Raw genomic sequence first — 17,720 nt, 5'->3', positions numbered from 1 at the left:
TGTTGTTCTTCACATATACCCAAATCATCATTTGTTCAGAGCATTAATGACAATTTCAATAATGGGAAAATACTTCTCGAAACTCCAGGCTTCTACTTTTCTAACCATATTACTTATGAGCAGTCACTGCATCGGACAAGCTCAAGCAAACATGCCCAAGAAAAAAGAAAATGAATCCAACACACTATCTGTCAACAGCCAAAAATTTATAAAAACCCAGAGCCTGAATAAAGGTGACAATGTTCATTGTAGCCTGCAAGACAAAGCGGGTAATCTTTGGTTCGGCACCACAGCCGATGGTATTTATAAATATGACGGAAATTTTTTCACCCATTTCACGATGGCAAATGGACTGAACAGCAATACGGTTTGGTGTATGTTGAAAGATAAAAGCGATAAGATTTGGATAGGCACCTCCGATGGTATTTGTCTTTACAATAACAATAAATTTACTAAAATTCAAATCGCTCTACCAACTGATACGATCCGTAGTGACTATGAGGTATGGAGTATTATGCAGGACAAGAGTGGAAAACTATGGTTTGCAACAGGTGCTGGTGTTTATGTATATGATGGAAAATCATTCGTTTCATTTACTGTTACCGAAGAAGTAAAAGATTGTAGTTTTAAAATAGAAAAGATTTTAGAAGATAAAGCTGGTAACTTCTGGTTTGGTGGGCGTTGTAATCCAGGCGTATATTGCTACGATGGAAAGACCATAACCCATCTTAAACCAAATGGCGATGATTGGGTTTGGCCCGTTTTGCAGGACAAAAAAGGGAATATATGGTTTAGTAGTTGGAAAGGAGCCTACCGTTATGATGGCAAATCATTTAAAACCTTTACAAAAAATGATGGCTTAGCTGATAATGTTGTTACTCGAATTATGGAGGATAAGAAAGGAAACCTTTGGTTTGGTGGTGGACTTAGCCGTTACGATGGTAAATCTTTCACCCGTTTTACAACAAAAGATGGGATAACGAATAGCGGTATCTGGACAATTTTGGAAGATAACTCTGGAAATTTTTGGATAGGGACAAATGAAACAGGTTTGTACCGCTACGACGGAAAAACATTTACTAAATTTTCGAAATAAATACTTCAATAACATATATTCAAATGTGAATTCACATTTTGATAAAATTAAAAATTCTAATTTTTAGATGACAGGTTCTACTTTTGACCTTTTGCAAAAAAGAGTTCTCAATGTAAGCTAGATTACTCTGTTTCTACTAATAATCTCTTACATTTTCATTTAACCACTTAACCCGAATGAAAATACGTTTTTTCTCAACCCTACTAGTTACTATCCCGTTTCTTACTCTTTGTCCTTCTTTTGCTCAAAAAAATGCGAAGTCCAAACACCCTAAGAATGTTATTCTGCTGATTGGGGATGGCATGGGAACTGCACAGATTTATGCTGGCCTTACGGCCAACAAAGGTTCTTTGAATCTGGAACGATTCCCCTATGTAGGCTTCCATAAAAACCAGTCTGCCGATGATTATGTAACCGACTCCGGGGCAGGGGCAACTGCTTTAGCTATTGGCTATAAAGCTAATAACGGAGCCATTGGTGTCGATTCTACCAATCATGCCCGGCCTACCATACTGGAAATTGCCGAACATAATAAGTTGTCTACGGGCTTGGTCGTGACTTGTTCTATGACACATGCCACACCAGCTTCTTTTATTGCCCATCAGCCGAAGCGGACTATGGTAGAAGAAATTGCCGCTGATTTCCTGAAAACAGATGTGGATGTATTCATTGGTGGTGGCCGAAAACATTTTACCCAAAGGGCAGATGGAAAGAATCTGGTAGATAGTCTTCGGGCCAAAAATTACCAGATTGCCAGTTCACTTCCTGAGGTGACCAAAACTATATCGGGCAAGCTGGCAGGTTTTCTGGCAGATGAAGAATTGCCTAAATTTTCAGAAGGCAGAGGCGACCAGTTGCTTCAATCTACCCAAACAGCTCTTCAACTACTGACTCAAAACAAAAAAGGGTTCTTTCTGATGGTAGAAGGATCTCAGATTGACTGGGGCGGACATGCCAATGATACTCAGTATATCGTTAATGAAATGCTTGATTTTGATAAGGTAATCGGAGCTGTATTGGATTTTGCTCAGAAAGATGGAAATACCCTGGTGATTGTTACAGCCGATCATGAGACAGGTGGTTTTGCACTGGTAGGGGGTGATATGAAAACCGGGAAGGTAGAAGGTCAGTTTGTGACCAAACACCATACTGGCGTGATGATCCCTGTCTTTGCCTATGGCCCTGGATCTGAAGCTTTTTCAGGAATCTATCCGAATACAAAGATTTTCGACAAGATGCTAAATGCTTTTGGGTTCAAAGCTTACTAATCATCAAATTAATCATTTGTCATATGAATGTTTTAAAATGGCTTGAGGACTGGTATGCTAATGAATGTAATGGGGATTGGGAACATGGCTTTGGAATTAAAATTGAGACACTGGATAATCCAGGATGGAATGTTACAATAGATTTAGAGGAGACAGCTTTAGAAGATGTGGTTATTCCTTATCAATACTTTGAAAAAGAGGAAGGTGATTTCTATGGTTTTAAGATAGAGAATAAGCAATATAATGCATTTGGCGATCCATCCAAACTAGAGTTTCTATTACTTAATTTTCAAAAGATTGTTGAGGATACTATAAGAGACTCTGAGATGTAATACCCTTTACAGACCAGGAGTGAAATAGCTCCATTTACTTCTGGTCTTTTATGCTATAATCTGCATCCAACTATCACTATAAAAATAGTTGGCTCAGAGAAAGTGTATACGCTAATTGAACTGCTTTGAAAAAAGTTAGTTGGAAATGATGTGATCTATCGCTTAGTTCAGTTTAATTTACAGTGTCTCAATAGAACCTACTATTCTGGTTCCTGTTTCAACGTATCTAAACTACTTTCGATAACATCACCACTCATGAGCCGTATGAAGTATGTATTGATTATTCTTTTTTCAGCTATGGTTGTCATAGAAGCTACTGCACAAAACCCAGTTCGTTTGGCTATTGCCGGATTAAGTCATGGGCACGTGGATTGGGCATTTAATCGTCAGAGCAAAAATGATACGAAAATTGTAGGTATCTACGAGCCCAATCCCAATCTGGTTAGTCGCTATATGACCCGGTACAAGCTTGACAAAAGTCTGTTTTTTGATGATCTGGCTAAAATGCTGGATCAAATAAAACCAGAAGCCGTGTCAGCTTTTGGTGCCATCAGTGATCACATTGTGGTTGTACGTGCCTGTGCTCCCAGAAAAATCCATGTAATGGTTGAAAAACCGTTGGCAACTACTTTGGCAGATGCAAAGGAAATTCAAAGTCTGGCAGAGAAAAACAATATTAAAGTGCTGACCAACTTTGAAACTTCCTGGTATGCCAGCAACCAATATATCAACGATTTGTACCAGGCAGGGAAACTAGGAGAAATCCGAAAAGTAATGGTCAATGATGGACATCAGGGGCCTAAGGAGATTGGAGTGAGTAAGGAGTTTTTTGATATTCTAACCGATCCTGCTAAAAATGGGGCAGGTGCTTTGTTTGATTTTGGTTGTTATGGAGCCAATCTGATGACATGGTTACTAAAAGGGGAGAAGCCTGTTTCTGTGACAGCTGTTACTCACCAGAACAAACCCAACGCTTATGAGAAAGTAGATGATGAGGCTACCATTATTTTACAATATGCCAAAGCACAATGTATTATCCAGGCATCCTGGAACTGGACTTTCTCACGTAAGGATATGGAAGTATATGGAACGATGGGGTATGCAGTGGCAGTAGATCCTGTAACGATCAGAGAACGTTTGCAGGAGAAAGCACCTGAAGAAAGAAAGAAAATAGAACCCCGTCCGGCTCCATTCACAGATCCTTTCTCTGTTCTGGCAGATGTAGTACGAGGTAGATTAAAACTGGACAAAAATGATTTGTACGAATTGCCTGTCAATGTAACGGTAGTTGAAATCCTGGAAGCTGCTAAAAATTCTGCTCAGTCAGGAAAGACTGTTTTGTTGAAATAAATTAATCACTTTCGTTGGTTTTTGTCCTTCTAAAACAATCTTTCCGCTACGGAGGGACAGGCGTGACAAGACCAGCGGCCTTTGGATCTGGAGTGTGCTTTTGCTCGGAAACCGAACTCTATTTGCCATGAGGTCCTAACTCATACACAATCTGACTTAGTGGTTGACTGGAATCAAAAATTTCTCCTAAGCAATAGAAGTAATTTTGCTCTGAATAACTTCCTACGAAAATTGTTTGATTTCCGTAGGAAGTTATTTGATTTTCATTGTTTTGTGTTTGGAGGTGAAGTTACTTTTGTACCATCATTTTAAATCTATAGGTTATGTCTGCACAATTGCCAATACGTAGATTAGGAACCAGCGGACTGGAAGTCTCCGCAATCGGTTTGGGTTGTATGGGGTTAAGCTTTGGATATGGCCCTGAAACAAGTAAAGAAGATGCTATCAAATTACTATGCAAGGCGTTCGAACTGGGTGTTACTTTTTTCGATACTGCCGAAGCCTATGGCCCCTTTGCAAATGAAGCGCTTTTAGGCGAGGCACTGGCACCGTTTCGGGATCAGGTGGTGATTGCAACCAAATTCGGATTCAAGAATGGAAAAACGGATTTGGGCCTGGACAGTAGCCCACAGAACATCCGGAATGTGACAGAGGCAGCGCTCAAACGATTAAAAACAGACCGGATTGACCTTTTGTATCAACATCGTGTAGATCCGGTTGTACCCATAGAGGATGTAGCAGGAACAGTGAAGGAGCTGATCAAAGAAGGAAAAGTAAAATATTTTGGTATGTCTGAAGCAGGGGTAGACAGCATCCGCAGAGCACATGCAGTGCAACCTGTTACAGTGCTGCAAAGTGAATATTCTCTCTGGTGGAGAGAACCTGAAAAAGAAGTATTTCCTACACTGGAAGAGCTAGGGATCGGTTTTGTTCCCTTTAGTCCGCTTGGCAGAGGCTTTCTCACAGGTACCATCAATGCAAACACTAAATTTGACCCAACGGATTTTCGAAATATAGTGCCCCGATTCAATGAGGAAAATCGAAAAGCCAATCAGATTGTGGTAGAGAAGCTGACGGAGTTTGCCAAAAAGAAACAGGTCACTCCTGCACAGATAGCTTTGGCTTGGGTGCTGGCTCAAAAGCCCTGGATTGCTCCGATCCCAGGTACTACCAAAATTCATCGGTTGGAAGAAAACCTGAAGGCTGCGCAGATAGTTTTAACTAAAGAGGATCTACAGGAGATTGAGGAAGTATTTTCAACTATACAGGTACAGGGAGCCAGATATCCTCAACACTTACAACAAAGAGTCGGTAAGTGATGTACACCTACACTACAGATGCCGACATGAAGAAGATGGCAGGATGTAAATAAAACTTTTTAATTAGAGAAAAGCGATGTAACATATCCGTTTGTTATTAATATGGTTACTTTGAATAACTAATGAATAAGGCATCCATTGGCAAAAGCAGTGGATGCCTTATTTTGAATCTGCCCTGTTCGTTTGATTTTCGTAATAATTGGTTTGATTTTCGTTGTTTTCTTAGGAGTTATTCCTATAGTTTTGTATCTGTGTTAAAGTGGAATCTGGATAACAGTACTATGAATGAACTGCATACTATCTGTGAAACATACCGTAACCTGGATCTGGGTAAACAAAATGTGGCTCTGGCTACTGTGGTTCAGGTAAGAGGTTCTTCTTACAGAAGCCCTGGTGCCCGTATGCTTATTATTGATGATGGCAGATGGTTTGGCTCTATCAGTGGAGGATGCCTGGAAGGAGATGCCTTGCGTAAAGCCCGCCAGGTTATGCGGGAGAAAACACCCCTATGTGTTACATATGATACGAGGGATGATGAAAATAAAAACCTTGGCATTAATTTAGGATGTAATGGGGTGATAGATGTGCTCTTCGAAGCGGTAGACCCTGATGATATGGCTAATCCCATTCATTTTTTTGAGCAACTGATTAATTTACAGCAGGAGGTTGCTGTGGCTACTATCTTTTCAGGTAATGAAGCATTTCTTGGGAAAAAAATGGTAGTGAAACAAACTTTTGCCATAGACGAGAATATTCAGTATCCAGACCTTTGCTTCCAGCTTGAAAAGGACCTGATAGAACTGCTGGGAGCCAAAAAATCCAGAGCCCAACAGTATACGGTCGGCGAAGAGACGTTTGATATATTTCTTGAATTGATACAACCTCCCATTCAGTTACTAATTTTTGGAGGTGGATTTGATGCCCGTCCTCTGAGTCAGCTGGCTAAGAACCTGGGGTGGAGCGTAACGGTTACTGACGAATGTGTAGCCCATATTGCACCCGTTTTCTTTCCTCAGGCAGATACGCTTTCACTTTGTCACAGAGAATTTGTAGACCAGGAGTTTGTAGTCCAGTCCAACACTGCCTGTGTACTTATGTCTCACAATTATGAGTATGACAGGGATATCCTGAAAAAACTGCTAAAAACTACTACTCCCTACATTGGTATCCTGGGACCGAAAAAGCGGTTTGAGAAAATGATAGCTGAATTTACCGATCAGGGTATATATTTTTCGGATAAAGATTGGGACCGGATTCATGCTCCGATAGGACTGGACATAGGAGCAGAAACTCCTTATGAAATTGCTGTGGCCATTACAGCTGAAGTCATGGGAAGATTCACCCGTCGTCAGGCTGGTTTTCTCAAATTGCGGCAGGGACCTATCCATCATCGTGATACCCAAAGCGATCAGGTTTTTAAAGAGGCTACTCTTTGAGATAAGCATACCCCACTCAGTATCTCCTTATGCCAGAATATAAATCTGGCCTACCTTCTCTTATCCGCTCCAAACTGGATATTCTTTCGACAAACAACTTATTTTCTCGCCCAACTGCGATAAACAGGCACCCAATGTTATATCGTAGGGGCAATTTGTCGATTGTCTAAAATATATATGTGTGTAAAATAGATTGACGATCTTTAGTCTGCTGTTTTACCACTTTTTAATTTCTACCTGATATGAACCGAAACCAAACCTTTACAAACCAGCCACTGCCATCTTTCTATGGCATACAATCAATGTGGGCTTTAGCCATACATAAGCAATTACTCCAGAGATCATTGCAGCTACACTAGACTATTGTTTTGTTATACAGTTTAACATTGATCCTATGAATAAGGTAGAAACCCTGGAAGAATTATATAAGCAAAAGTTTAACCGATTGCCTGATCGTATGGGTAATGGCATCGGGCATTTCAATCTGTTTCGCTTAGAGCCTTTAGTGGAAGGACAACCCACTTCTATTCCCTACAAAAGACGTGACTATTATAAAATTATGTTCGTTGTTGGTAAAAGTAAGGTGCACTATGCTGATAAAGTAGTGGAAGTACACAAACAGGCCTTATCTTTTTCCAATCCTCAAATACCCTATAAATGGGAACATCTGGACAATATCCGGCAGGGTTTTTACTGTATTTTTAATCAGCAGTTTTTTCATCAGTTTGGCGATCTGGCTCAGTATACCATTTTTCAACCGGAGGGCACACATATCTTTGAACTGACTGACGAACAGGTAAGCAGAGTACATGCAATCTATGAACGGATGTTTGAAGAAATCCATTCAGATTATACATACAAGTATGACCTGCTACGCAATCTGGTGTTTGAACTGATTCATTTTGCTATGAAAATACAGCCCGCAGCCCGAAGTGAAAAGCAACAATTAAATGCCTCTCAACGAATTGTATCTCTATTTTTAGAACTGCTGGAACGACAGTTTCCGATTGATCAGGCTCATCAGCAGGTAAAGTTGCGGGCAGCCTCTGATTTTGCCAATCAACTCAATATTCATGTGAACCATTTGAATCGGGCGATTAAAATGATAACCCAGAAAACTACTTCACACCTGATTGCCGAACGTATTCTACAGGAAGCAAAGATTCTTTTAAAACACAGCAACTGGCAGATATCAGAAATTGCCTATGCATTACGATTTCCGGAAGTCACGCATTTTGATAACTTTTTTAAACAACATGTAGGCGTCAATCCTTCCAGATTCAGAAATAGTTAGCTAACTATTTATCTGAACTCCTGTTCTAGATCGTAGTTTGATTAGAGATAAGATATATTCATAGAAGAAGAATAGAGTGCATCTGTTAAGGAACTTTCTAAATAGATTTTATCAGGATTCTGAACCATTGTATTCAGAATCCTGATGTGTTTTCTACGAATTGGAAAACTCTGTACTGAAGGGTTGGTTATAAAATCGTTTACCTGTGCTTTTGTACAAAGCGTTGGCTACAGCCCCAAATACAGGTGGAAAGGGTGGCTCTCCCAAACCTGTCGGATCAACTTCACTCTGAATAAAGTGAACATCTATTTTCTTGGGGGCCTCATTGTTACGAATGATGCGGTAATTATGAAAATTACTCTGTTCCGGAGCCCCTTCCTTGTGAGTCAACGCCCCATACAATGCATTGCCAATACCATCTACAACGGCACCCTGTACCATATTAGTGGCAGCATCCGGATTGACAACAATGCCACAATCTACCACGCTGGTTACTTTTTCGACATAAGGTTGTCCATTTTTCATAACCATATCTACAACATGAGCAGCATACGAGTTGTGGCAAAAATAAGCTGCTACACCTCGACCGTATTTGCCGTTTTCGGATTTTCCCCAACCCGATTTTTCCCTCAATAATTGCAAAACAGCTGCATACCGATCCGCATCATATTCATTAGTTGTTCCTACCGGATTTTCCTTTGCCCTTTTCAATAGTTCCAGACGCATCTCAATAGGATCTTTTCCCATTGCTTCTGCCAGTTCGTCTAAAAACGATTGTTCAGCTGCCGCATTAAAATTAGAGCCGGGAGCCCGAAAAGCTCCAACAGTTATATTGGACGGAATCTCCCAACCTTCAACCATATAGTGATCCACGGCTCCAGCCGGAAAACGATTGGCATGCACCGGATGTTCAGGAATACCTCCTCCTTTGACATGAAAGGCTATCAGATTTTTATTGGCATCCAATGCTGCACGATAAGTGGCTGTATACATGGGGCGATAGATACCATAGGTCATATCATCTTCACGGGTATAGATGAGTTTAACAGGTGCTTTCGCCTTCTGAGAAATCAAGGCGGCTTCTACCAGATAATGATCATAGGCTCTGCGTCCAAACCCACCACCCATCCGGGTCATTTGTATGTCAATTTTTTCTATTGGCAAGCCTAATCGTGCTGAAAGAGTTCTTTCTGCAAATTCGGGAGCCTGAAGTGGTCCGGCCAGTAATGCTTTTTCGGTAGTGACATGGGCAAAGAAGTTCATAGGCTCCATGCAATTATGAGCCAGAAAAGGTGCGGTGTATGTGCGTTCGATTACTTTTGCCGCATTTTTGAAAGCTGTTTCCGGATCACCGTCTTTTCGTAAAAGCTTGGCAGATTTAGCACTCATCTCTTTCATTTTTTCCAGGTGCCCCTTTGTGTTTTCAAGCCCGGCCGGAACCAGTTGTTCGACTTTACGTCCAAACATATTTACAGTTTCTTTCTTTTCAGGAGTGAGTGTCCATTCGACTTTCAGCTTCTTGCGGGCATTCATTACCTCCCATGTGCTTTTACCCACTACAACTACCAGTTCATTAAAGGAGCATGTGTCAAAACTATCTTTTGCATATGTATCCGGAAATACATCAATGGTAAAAGCTGCTGTAATGCCTGGCATTTTCAGCGCTTGTGATGCATCAAACGATTTTAACTGCATGCCAAAAGCAGGTGGGTGAACCATCATCGCAATGAGCATACCTTCCTGCTGATAATCTAAACCAAACAAAGGTTTGCCGGTAACTATTTTTTTGCTTTCAACATTCTTTTGTGCTTTTCGAACAATGTTAAAGGATTTCACTTCTTTTAGCTTAACATCTTTGGGTACAGGAATCGCTGCTGCTTTGCTACTCATCTCTCCATACGTAGCAGTTTTTCCGCTTGCATGCGACAACACACCTGCTTTTGTCATTACTTCGTTTACTGGGACACCCCAAGTTTGTGCAGCCGCTTGCTGCAACATCTGACGGGCAGCAGCACCCACTGTACGCAGTGGTTTCCAGGCCTGCCGTACTGATTGACTACCTCCACTAAACTGGCGAGCATATAGGGAAGAGTCAAATGGTGCGATCTCAACCACTACATTGTTCCAGTCTGCATCCAGTTCCTCTGCAATCATCATGGATAATGAGGTCATTACGTTTTGTCCAAACTCTGGATTAGGACACATGATTTTGATCACATTATCTGGGGTAATTTTAATATATCCACTTAGCTGATTCCATTGTTCAGAAAGCTGTAATTCTTCCATCTTGTCAGTAGAACGAAAGCTTGACAACCAGGTAAAGCTTAACAATAAGCCACCACTGGAGAGTAAGGAAGATTTCAGAAAGGAACGCCTGCTATATGTATTTTCCATCTTTTTCGATTATAAGCAAAATGAAAGACTGTAAGACTATTTTTTAGCAGCCGATTTAATGGCTTCCCGAATACGCAGATATGTACCGCAACGGCAGATGTTGCCGCTCATAGAGGTTTCTATCTCTTCATCGGTAGGATTGGGATTACTTTTCAATAATGCCGCTGCACTCATAATCTGACCAGTCTGGCAATACCCACACTGAGCCACATCGTGGTCAATCCAGGCTTGTTGTACAGGATGATCACCCGTAACAGACAATCCTTCAATCGTTGTAACTTCCTGTTTGTTTACTACGGAGACAGGGAGTTGGCAGGAACGAACGGCTACTCCATCCAGATGAACAGTGCATGCTCCACACATTCCGATGCCACAGCCATATTTGGTGCCTGGCAAATTCAGATGATCTCGCAAAACCCAAAGGAGAGGCGTAGTAGGATCAAGATCTACCTGTCGGATTTTTCCATTAATTTTCAGACTAAACTTAGCCATAATTACTTGTTTGATAAATAGATAGGGTACTATAAAAGTACTCATCTGATAGGTTTTAACCTTACAGAAATCAAACAATAAGCTATGATTTTCAAACTATTGATTAATGGATTAAAATAGTAGTTCATCATTAAATTGGTTGGCTATGATGTCGAAGCTTCAATTTCAGATGTCAGTGAGATTTTGTCTTATTATTTTAGTAAAAGTGGGGTATCTTTGGTGTGTATGTGTATGTTCATCAGTAGTTGATTAGGTCATCTACTTTCTGTAAGCTTCGATGGGGCATGGCCAAAGCGTTTTTTGAAGGCATACGAAAAATGGGCTAATGTTTCAAAACCCAATTCCAGATAGATATCTGATGGTTTCCACTTCTTAGTATCAAGCAGCAAGTACGCCTCCTGCAATCGTTTTTGAATTAACCAACGATTAGGGGTCTCATTGTATATTTTTTTAAAGTCTCGTTTGAAAGCCGACAAACTGCGTCCTGTCATATATGCAAAGCGTTGTATACTCACATTAAACATAAAATTGCGGTTCATAAAGGCCTCCAGATTGATTTTTTCTGGGATGCTGTAGTCAAACAAGATATCTGCGAGCTTCGGCTGATCCCGTAACAGAATAAGTAGCAGTTCTTCAGACTTCAATTCTTCAAATGCTTCATCTAATTGCATCACATCTTTGTAATATGGCTTTAATGAATGAATAAAAGAATGAATTAGTTCGGTTGTTTGAATCTTTACAAATCCATCATTTGTTTTACCTGTTGTTGTTTTTAACTTTTTATGTTTTTTCTCAAACTGTTGAAGAAAAGCTTCCTCAAAGCACACTATTATAGGTTCAAATTCTTCTATACTGTCCGATAAAATGTATTTTGCCAAACGATTTCTTTGTGCCATACCACATTCTCCCGCTTTGAAGGTATAACGTCTATTTCCATCAAAAAAACTAATTTCGCCTTTGATAATGTAAAAGAATACATGGTCAGGTATAAACTGCTCTTTTAATATGCTGGATTGCTTGTCTTTCGCTATATCTCTCATTTTACAATTCCATATTTAACCATACTTTCTAAAGAAGCAAGTATAGTTTGTTCTTGTGTTGCTATGGGTGTCCAATCTAGAATCTTCTTTGCTTTTTGGTTACTTACATTTCGGTTCACTTGCAGAAGCATAGTAGCTTCTTTGGCTCTGACATTAAATAACGATGTAAAATACAGAATCCAGTCAGGAAGTTTTTTAGTAGAAACATTTTTGGCTATATCCGGCATCTTCTTTTTCAGAAATGCTGCTATTTCAGGGATTGAAATCTGCCCATCTGCCGTGGCGATAAAGCGTTGTCCGTTTGCTTTGGGATTGGTCATAGCGCGGATGTGCAAGTCTGCTACATCTCTTACATCAACAACATTTAATGGAATATTGGGTATGGCCTTCATCGAGCCATCCAATAAGTGTTGCAGAAGGTGAAAACTTCCTGAAATATGAGCATTTAGTGAGGGCCCTAAAATAGCTACCGGATTGATTGTTGCAAATTCCAATGTTCCTCCATCCCTATCCATAAAATTCCAGGCAGCCCGCTCTGCCAATGTTTTTGATTTTTCATACACTGATAATCCTCTCACATTAGTGTCAGTCCAATCTGCTTCAATAGTTTGCCTGCTCTTGTCGGTCTGACTAAAACCTACTGCACCAAAGTTAGATGTCATTACCACACGTTTCACCCCTTCTTTTTTAGCAAATTTCAAAATACGAAGGATGCCTTCAACAGCTGGACGAATAGCTTCATTTTCGTCTTTGGGAACATTAAAAAATACAGGTGAGGCTACACTCAATACATGAGTACATCCTTTCATGGCTACTTCCCAATTGTCATCTCTGGTTAGTTCTGCTTCTATAAATGAAAGTTGGTCAAATGATGTAATGCCGTGAGATTTCAGTGCTCCAATCAATTGCTCCTTAGTTGTTAAGTTACGAAGTGTTGTCTTTACATGGTAACCTTTTTGCAATAGCTGAAGAATAATGTGCATACCTACAAAACCAGTTCCTCCAGTCACCAATACAGTTTCTTTGTTTTCCATTTTGTTAAAATTTTATGTGACAAAGCTCGACATAAATAGATCCGTCGGTTTACCTGAGAAGTCCAAAGTTACTTTCCTGAGAAGTCCAGATAGTTGTGGATTATACAGGAAAAAGCAGGTGAAACTTTATTGAACTACTCTGTTGCATAATTATTTCCTACTGAAATCAAAGTCTCAAAAACTTGGTGCTATCTCAAAACATTGAGAAGGACTGAATTAGAAAGCTACATTTCACCCCAAACTTTACACCTTTCCCCACATTTATTTTTCATTCTGTTTGATGTGTACTTCTTTTGATGCAACTAACAAACAAGAAATGATAACACTGTCTACCCTTGCAAAAATACCCTCCTGGCTTCAATGGCTATTACATTCGTTTCTTATATGGTTGATAATCACTACAGCTGATGCAATAGATTTTCTCTACCGAATACATATATACGGACCGTATCTAAAACATGCAGATGGAACGGAAGTTACCTTGTGGGAGCGGTTTGAAAAACACAATATCAACCAGAAGTTTGGAGTGGTTGTATTGGTCGTTATCCTTTTGACAGAATGTAACTATCACTACTTTTTTACCAGAGTCCGGTTGAGAGTTTTTCTTTTGACCACATTGGGAACAGGGTTATTCAGCTGGATTTTTGTTCAGATTATTCAGCAACGATGGAGTATCTCTGAACTGATAGCTCCAGACAATCTGCTACCTGTTTTGTGTATAGCTGCCTATGTATTTGGGTATGCAATACTTCGAAATTTTATTAGTGAGCGAATCCGTCAGTTGCAGAAGCAGTACGAACAATCTCAAACCGAACTCTCTGCTTTAAAGGCACAGCTTCATCCACATTTCTTTTTCAATACCCTAAATATGATCTATGGTACTGCTATGCAGGAAGAGGCCGTCCGAACAGCAGGAAATATTGCTCAGCTTTCTGGACTGCTGCGCTATGTGCTCAACGAACATGCAGAGGAGTTTACCCCCGTAGCCACAGAATTTACCTTTCTGGAAGATTACATTGAACTACAGAAAAGTAGAATTCCAAGTCGGAGCAATATCCATATTCATACCCAACTGGACTATGATCAGCTATCAGTTCGTATTGCCCCATTACTATTGCTCCCTTTTGTCGAAAATGCTTTTATGTATGGAATCAGCATAGACAGAGACTGTTACATTAAACTGTTGGTCTCTGTCAAAAATAAGCAGTTGATTATGGATATAGAAAATAGTCTGCTACCTGTTCATGCCATAGAGAAAGGACATGGTACTGGAATTAAAAATGTTAAGAAACGGCTGTCTTTACTCTATCCCAGCCATCAGCTTACCATTCAAAAGCAGAAAGACTTTTACAAAGTTCAACTTGCCCTAAATCTGTCCTGATTACCCCACTTTCTTTATTCTTTTTGATCATCACTGCTTGTCTTTTAACAAGCGAAAGGAGCTCTATTATCCTTTTATTCCGGATATATTCAACTCTGTATCCATTTTGTAATCTTACTAAAATAGTCTTTTTATGATCCGATTCTATACCTGGCTGATGCCTTTGTTTATCTTACAAGGGCCAGCAGTTCACATTCCTCTTTATGCTCAAATGTTACTCAGTGGAACTATTCGAAATGTTTCTTCTGATACTCAGATAACAATCAATATTCCTTACGACAATTGGTATCATACGCAAAACTCTATTTCACTTTCATTGAAATCAGATGGAACCTTTGCAACGACATTACCTGTGCACAAGGCGCAAACCTTTTTTATGGATATAGAAGGAAAACGTATCTATTTGTATGGACAACCTAATCGGAAACTTTTCATTAGCTATGATGCCAAAGCTGAGGAAGCAACTCTTTCTTTTGCTGGATCTCTTGCAAGAGAAAATACATGTTGGCTCACACTCGGATTCACTTTCTATAAACTCTTTCCTCAAAACTGGAACGATACGTTAACAAAGCCTGAGGAGATCTTTTCACAACTACAGCAAAATAAAGAAAAAACTCTGGCGAATCTTTCGAAATTAACGCAGAAGACCTCTGGTCCGTTTCAGCAGTTAACCCGGTGGAACCTGACTTATTTTTCTATTAGTAAGCTTTGGGATATTCTTTTTGAGAATGGATTGTTAACTACTGCAAACCCTGTTGCAATTAACATAGACTCTTGGCGTAAAGTCCTTATCCAAGCCTATGCCAGTGAACCTTTGTCTAATTCTAAAGCCTTAGATGCCTATCATTACCAGCAGGTTATCTCATATTATCCACACTATTTTAAGTTAAAGGCGGCCTCCAAACAAGAGTTTATACAACAATGTGAGACTCTCTTCCAAAAGCCTTTTGCAAAAACCAAGCAACAGATGCGCCAGCATGGTAAACGATACCTGGACTACATCGTTATCAAACAAACGCTGACAGGTAAATCTCTGGAACGCGCCATTGCTTCTTTTCTTATCAGTGGCATACAGATGGGAGATCTGACCTATCAGGCGGAAGCTTATGAGGACTTTGTGAACAGTTTTCCTAAAAGCAGTTACAGGATGCCCTTAAACAAGTACCGGAAAATGTACTTGGAATCCAGCGATTCAACAGCCTTGTCCGGGGTTGAGTATATAAACAAACCCAGTACTCTTCAGCAAATCCTTGAACTTCATAAAGGACGTATTATATATGTTGACATTTGGGGAAGCTGGTGTACTCCATGTCGGCAACAATTTACTTTCGTTAAGCTATTGAAAGAGACATTTAAAAACCAACCTGTTGACTTTGTGTATATAGCTATAGAAAAAAGAACACAAGCTGAGAAAAAGTGGAAAGAGACTATAGCATTTTATAAACTTGAAGGACAACATGTACTCGCAGATAAAACACTTACAGAAGAAATTAAGGAACTATATGAATCAGGGCAGGGCGTGGTCTTTCCCTCTTACTTACTTTTTGACCGACAAGGTAGGTTAGTTACAACTCATGCATCCCCACCCTCTTCTACAACTAAACTTTATCAGGAAATCGATACCTTGTTAAAGACAAAGTAGGCACTGAAATCCAAACGTAGAGAAAATTTATAGATATGCAATTAACAGGCATAGTGATTGATGATGAACCCATGGCTCTACAGATTATGGGTTCTCTGGCAAAGCAGGTCCCATTTCTAACTATAAGCGCTACTTTTGTGAGTGCTACAGAAGGACTTACCTATCTTCAGCAACATGCAGTAGACATTCTTTTTCTAGATATTCAGATGCCTGATATCACTGGCATTGAGTTAGCGAAAATGGTTCCAGACAGAACAAGGATTATCTTTACTACTGCGTATGCAGATTTTGCTTTACTCAGCTATGAACTTGCTGTTACAGATTATTTACTCAAACCCATCGCTTTGCCTCGATTTCTGAAAGCTTGCCATAAAGTTCAAGAGTCTATAAAGGCTTCTGTACTATCACAACCACAGTCACCAAAATTATCTTTGTTTGTAAAAAGTGGCTACGATTTGGTGAGCATTGATTTGGAACAGTTACTGTATGTAGAAGCAGAAGACAACTATCTGATGTTTTATATAGGAACGAAACGTGTGTTAACACGGATGACACTTTCAGAACTTCTGCACAGATTACCCGAACATAATTATATGCGTGTACATAGATCTTATATCATCTCCCTCAATAAAATCGAAAAGATAGAACGGCACCAACTGACTATTGCAGGCAAACAAATTCCGCTATCAGGAACATATCGGACAGAGTTGCTGCTGCGTCTAGGGCAGTAGGGTATAGATATTCTTTCTGGTAAGGATACTCAACCTATCTACTCACTTGCTTTAGTCTAATAGTACAGCATATAATATGGAGGCGAGTTGTTCCAGAATTGTAATATATGTCAATTTAGAAGTTTGAAAGTAGATTTTATGCAATTATTTCCGTTTTTAATTTTATTTTAGAGATATTGCAGTGTTTTAGTTGATACAATTCGTTTGTCTTTGGCTGCATATGAAACTTAACACGATACAAATCAGAGATTTGCAGGAACGACTCTGCAATAACGACCAGGAAGCTTTTGCCGCTTTGTACCGTTTGTTTTTTATGCGCTTGTTCCAGTTTACCAAGATGTATGTTCACAATCGGGAAACAGCCGAGGAATTGGTAAATGACATTATGCTAAAATTGTGGCATCGTCGTAGCGAAGTACTTAAAATTCAGAATCTGGAAACTTATCTGTTTGTATCTGCTCGTAATAAGTCTCTTAATTACTTGTCTCAGCGTTCCCCTTTTCATATTTCACTTGAACCCGAAAGTGGTGAGATTGAGATTGTCAACACAGATGATCCCGAAAAAATACTGGAATGGCGTCAGATTTATGAATTGCTCATGCAAGCCGTTGAGGAATTACCAGACCAGTGCCGTACCGTTTTTAAACTCATCAAAGAAGAAGGTATGAGTTACAAGCAGGTAGCAGAAATACTGGATCTGTCACCACGTACGGTAGAAACTCAGCTGTTTCGTGCTATGAAAAAATTGCACAAGTCATTAGATAATTATATGGATACCAATACAAGGTCTTCTAAGCTTCCTGGTTCTTCTTCTATACTACCTCCAGAGAGCTCTATTGTGCTTTTGATACTATTTTTGGATTTTATTTAATTTTTTTCTGACTGCTTGTAAGTAATCTTCTTCGTTTTCC

The 17,720-nt window shown here is 39.7% G+C and carries 15 protein-coding genes; 11 read left to right on the top strand and 4 right to left on the bottom strand.

Annotation, left to right across the window (positions count from 1 at the left end; translation table 11 throughout):
- Positions 1-151: 151 nt before the first annotated feature.
- The 7 genes from QNI15_RS03575 (at position 152) to QNI15_RS03545 (ending at position 8,095) form a co-directional block, all read left to right on the top strand.
- The gene (locus tag QNI15_RS03575; protein ID WP_314030547.1) at positions 152-1,096 is read left to right on the top strand and encodes a ligand-binding sensor domain-containing protein; all 945 of its coding nucleotides are present in this window, start codon (positions 152-154) and stop codon (positions 1,094-1,096) included.
- 176 nt (positions 1,097-1,272) lie between these two features.
- Positions 1,273-2,364, top strand: coding sequence for an alkaline phosphatase (locus QNI15_RS03570; protein WP_314030546.1), 1,092 nt, complete (start codon positions 1,273-1,275; stop codon positions 2,362-2,364).
- A gap of 23 nt (positions 2,365-2,387) precedes the next feature.
- Positions 2,388-2,696, top strand: coding sequence for an immunity 53 family protein (locus tag QNI15_RS03565; protein ID WP_314000875.1), 309 nt, complete (start codon positions 2,388-2,390; stop codon positions 2,694-2,696).
- Positions 2,697-2,960: 264 nt separating this feature from the next.
- The gene (locus QNI15_RS03560) at positions 2,961-4,046 is read left to right on the top strand and encodes a Gfo/Idh/MocA family protein (RefSeq protein ID WP_390902157.1); all 1,086 of its coding nucleotides are present in this window, start codon (positions 2,961-2,963) and stop codon (positions 4,044-4,046) included.
- A 323-nt stretch (positions 4,047-4,369) separates the two neighbouring features.
- Positions 4,370-5,365, top strand: coding sequence for an aldo/keto reductase (locus tag QNI15_RS03555; RefSeq protein WP_390902154.1), 996 nt, complete (start codon positions 4,370-4,372; stop codon positions 5,363-5,365).
- A 122-nt stretch (positions 5,366-5,487) separates the two neighbouring features.
- Complete coding sequence (locus QNI15_RS03550; RefSeq protein WP_314000874.1) at positions 5,488-6,801, top strand: XdhC family protein; 1,314 nt, start codon at positions 5,488-5,490, stop codon at positions 6,799-6,801.
- A gap of 394 nt (positions 6,802-7,195) precedes the next feature.
- A complete protein-coding gene (locus QNI15_RS03545; RefSeq protein WP_314000871.1) occupies positions 7,196-8,095 on the top strand; it encodes a helix-turn-helix domain-containing protein in 900 nt (299 codons plus the stop codon).
- Between the two features lie 153 nt (positions 8,096-8,248).
- On the opposite strand, the gene QNI15_RS03540 is transcribed toward QNI15_RS03545, so the two are convergent.
- From QNI15_RS03540 to QNI15_RS03525, 4 genes are all read right to left on the bottom strand, one after another.
- Positions 8,249-10,489, bottom strand: coding sequence for a xanthine dehydrogenase family protein molybdopterin-binding subunit (locus QNI15_RS03540; RefSeq protein WP_314030542.1), 2,241 nt, complete (start codon positions 10,487-10,489; stop codon positions 8,249-8,251).
- Positions 10,490-10,525: 36 nt separating this feature from the next.
- Positions 10,526-10,981: a (2Fe-2S)-binding protein gene (locus QNI15_RS03535; RefSeq protein ID WP_313982159.1), complete on the bottom strand. Its 456-nt coding sequence runs from the start codon at positions 10,979-10,981 to the stop codon at positions 10,526-10,528.
- A 254-nt stretch (positions 10,982-11,235) separates the two neighbouring features.
- Positions 11,236-12,021, bottom strand: a complete 786-nt coding sequence (locus tag QNI15_RS03530) for a helix-turn-helix domain-containing protein (protein ID WP_314030540.1) — start codon at positions 12,019-12,021, stop codon at positions 11,236-11,238.
- Positions 12,018-13,055: an SDR family oxidoreductase gene (locus QNI15_RS03525; protein ID WP_314000865.1), complete on the bottom strand. Its 1,038-nt coding sequence runs from the start codon at positions 13,053-13,055 to the stop codon at positions 12,018-12,020. The genes QNI15_RS03530 and QNI15_RS03525 overlap by 4 nt, the downstream gene beginning before the upstream one ends.
- A 316-nt stretch (positions 13,056-13,371) precedes the next feature.
- Between QNI15_RS03525 and QNI15_RS03520 the strand changes: the two genes are divergently transcribed.
- From QNI15_RS03520 to QNI15_RS03505, 4 genes are all read left to right on the top strand, one after another.
- Positions 13,372-14,436 carry a sensor histidine kinase gene (locus QNI15_RS03520; protein WP_314000863.1) on the top strand — a complete coding sequence of 355 codons (1,065 nt, stop codon included), beginning with the start codon at positions 13,372-13,374 and terminating at the stop codon, positions 14,434-14,436.
- A 133-nt stretch (positions 14,437-14,569) separates the two neighbouring features.
- Entirely contained in the window at positions 14,570-16,078 is a 1,509-nt protein-coding gene (locus QNI15_RS03515; RefSeq protein ID WP_314000861.1) for a TlpA family protein disulfide reductase, read from the top strand.
- A gap of 35 nt (positions 16,079-16,113) precedes the next feature.
- Entirely contained in the window at positions 16,114-16,809 is a 696-nt protein-coding gene (locus QNI15_RS03510; RefSeq protein WP_314000859.1) for a LytR/AlgR family response regulator transcription factor, read from the top strand.
- A 220-nt stretch (positions 16,810-17,029) separates the two neighbouring features.
- Positions 17,030-17,680: an RNA polymerase sigma-70 factor gene (locus QNI15_RS03505; protein ID WP_314030538.1), complete on the top strand. Its 651-nt coding sequence runs from the start codon at positions 17,030-17,032 to the stop codon at positions 17,678-17,680.
- Positions 17,681-17,720 lie beyond the last annotated feature (40 nt).

This window comes from Xanthocytophaga flava, from assembly GCF_030068545.1.
Lineage (GTDB): Bacteria > Bacteroidota > Bacteroidia > Cytophagales > 172606-1 > Xanthocytophaga > Xanthocytophaga flava.
Note: the sequence above shows the minus strand (reverse complement) of the source record. Positions and strands in the feature narration are given on the sequence as shown.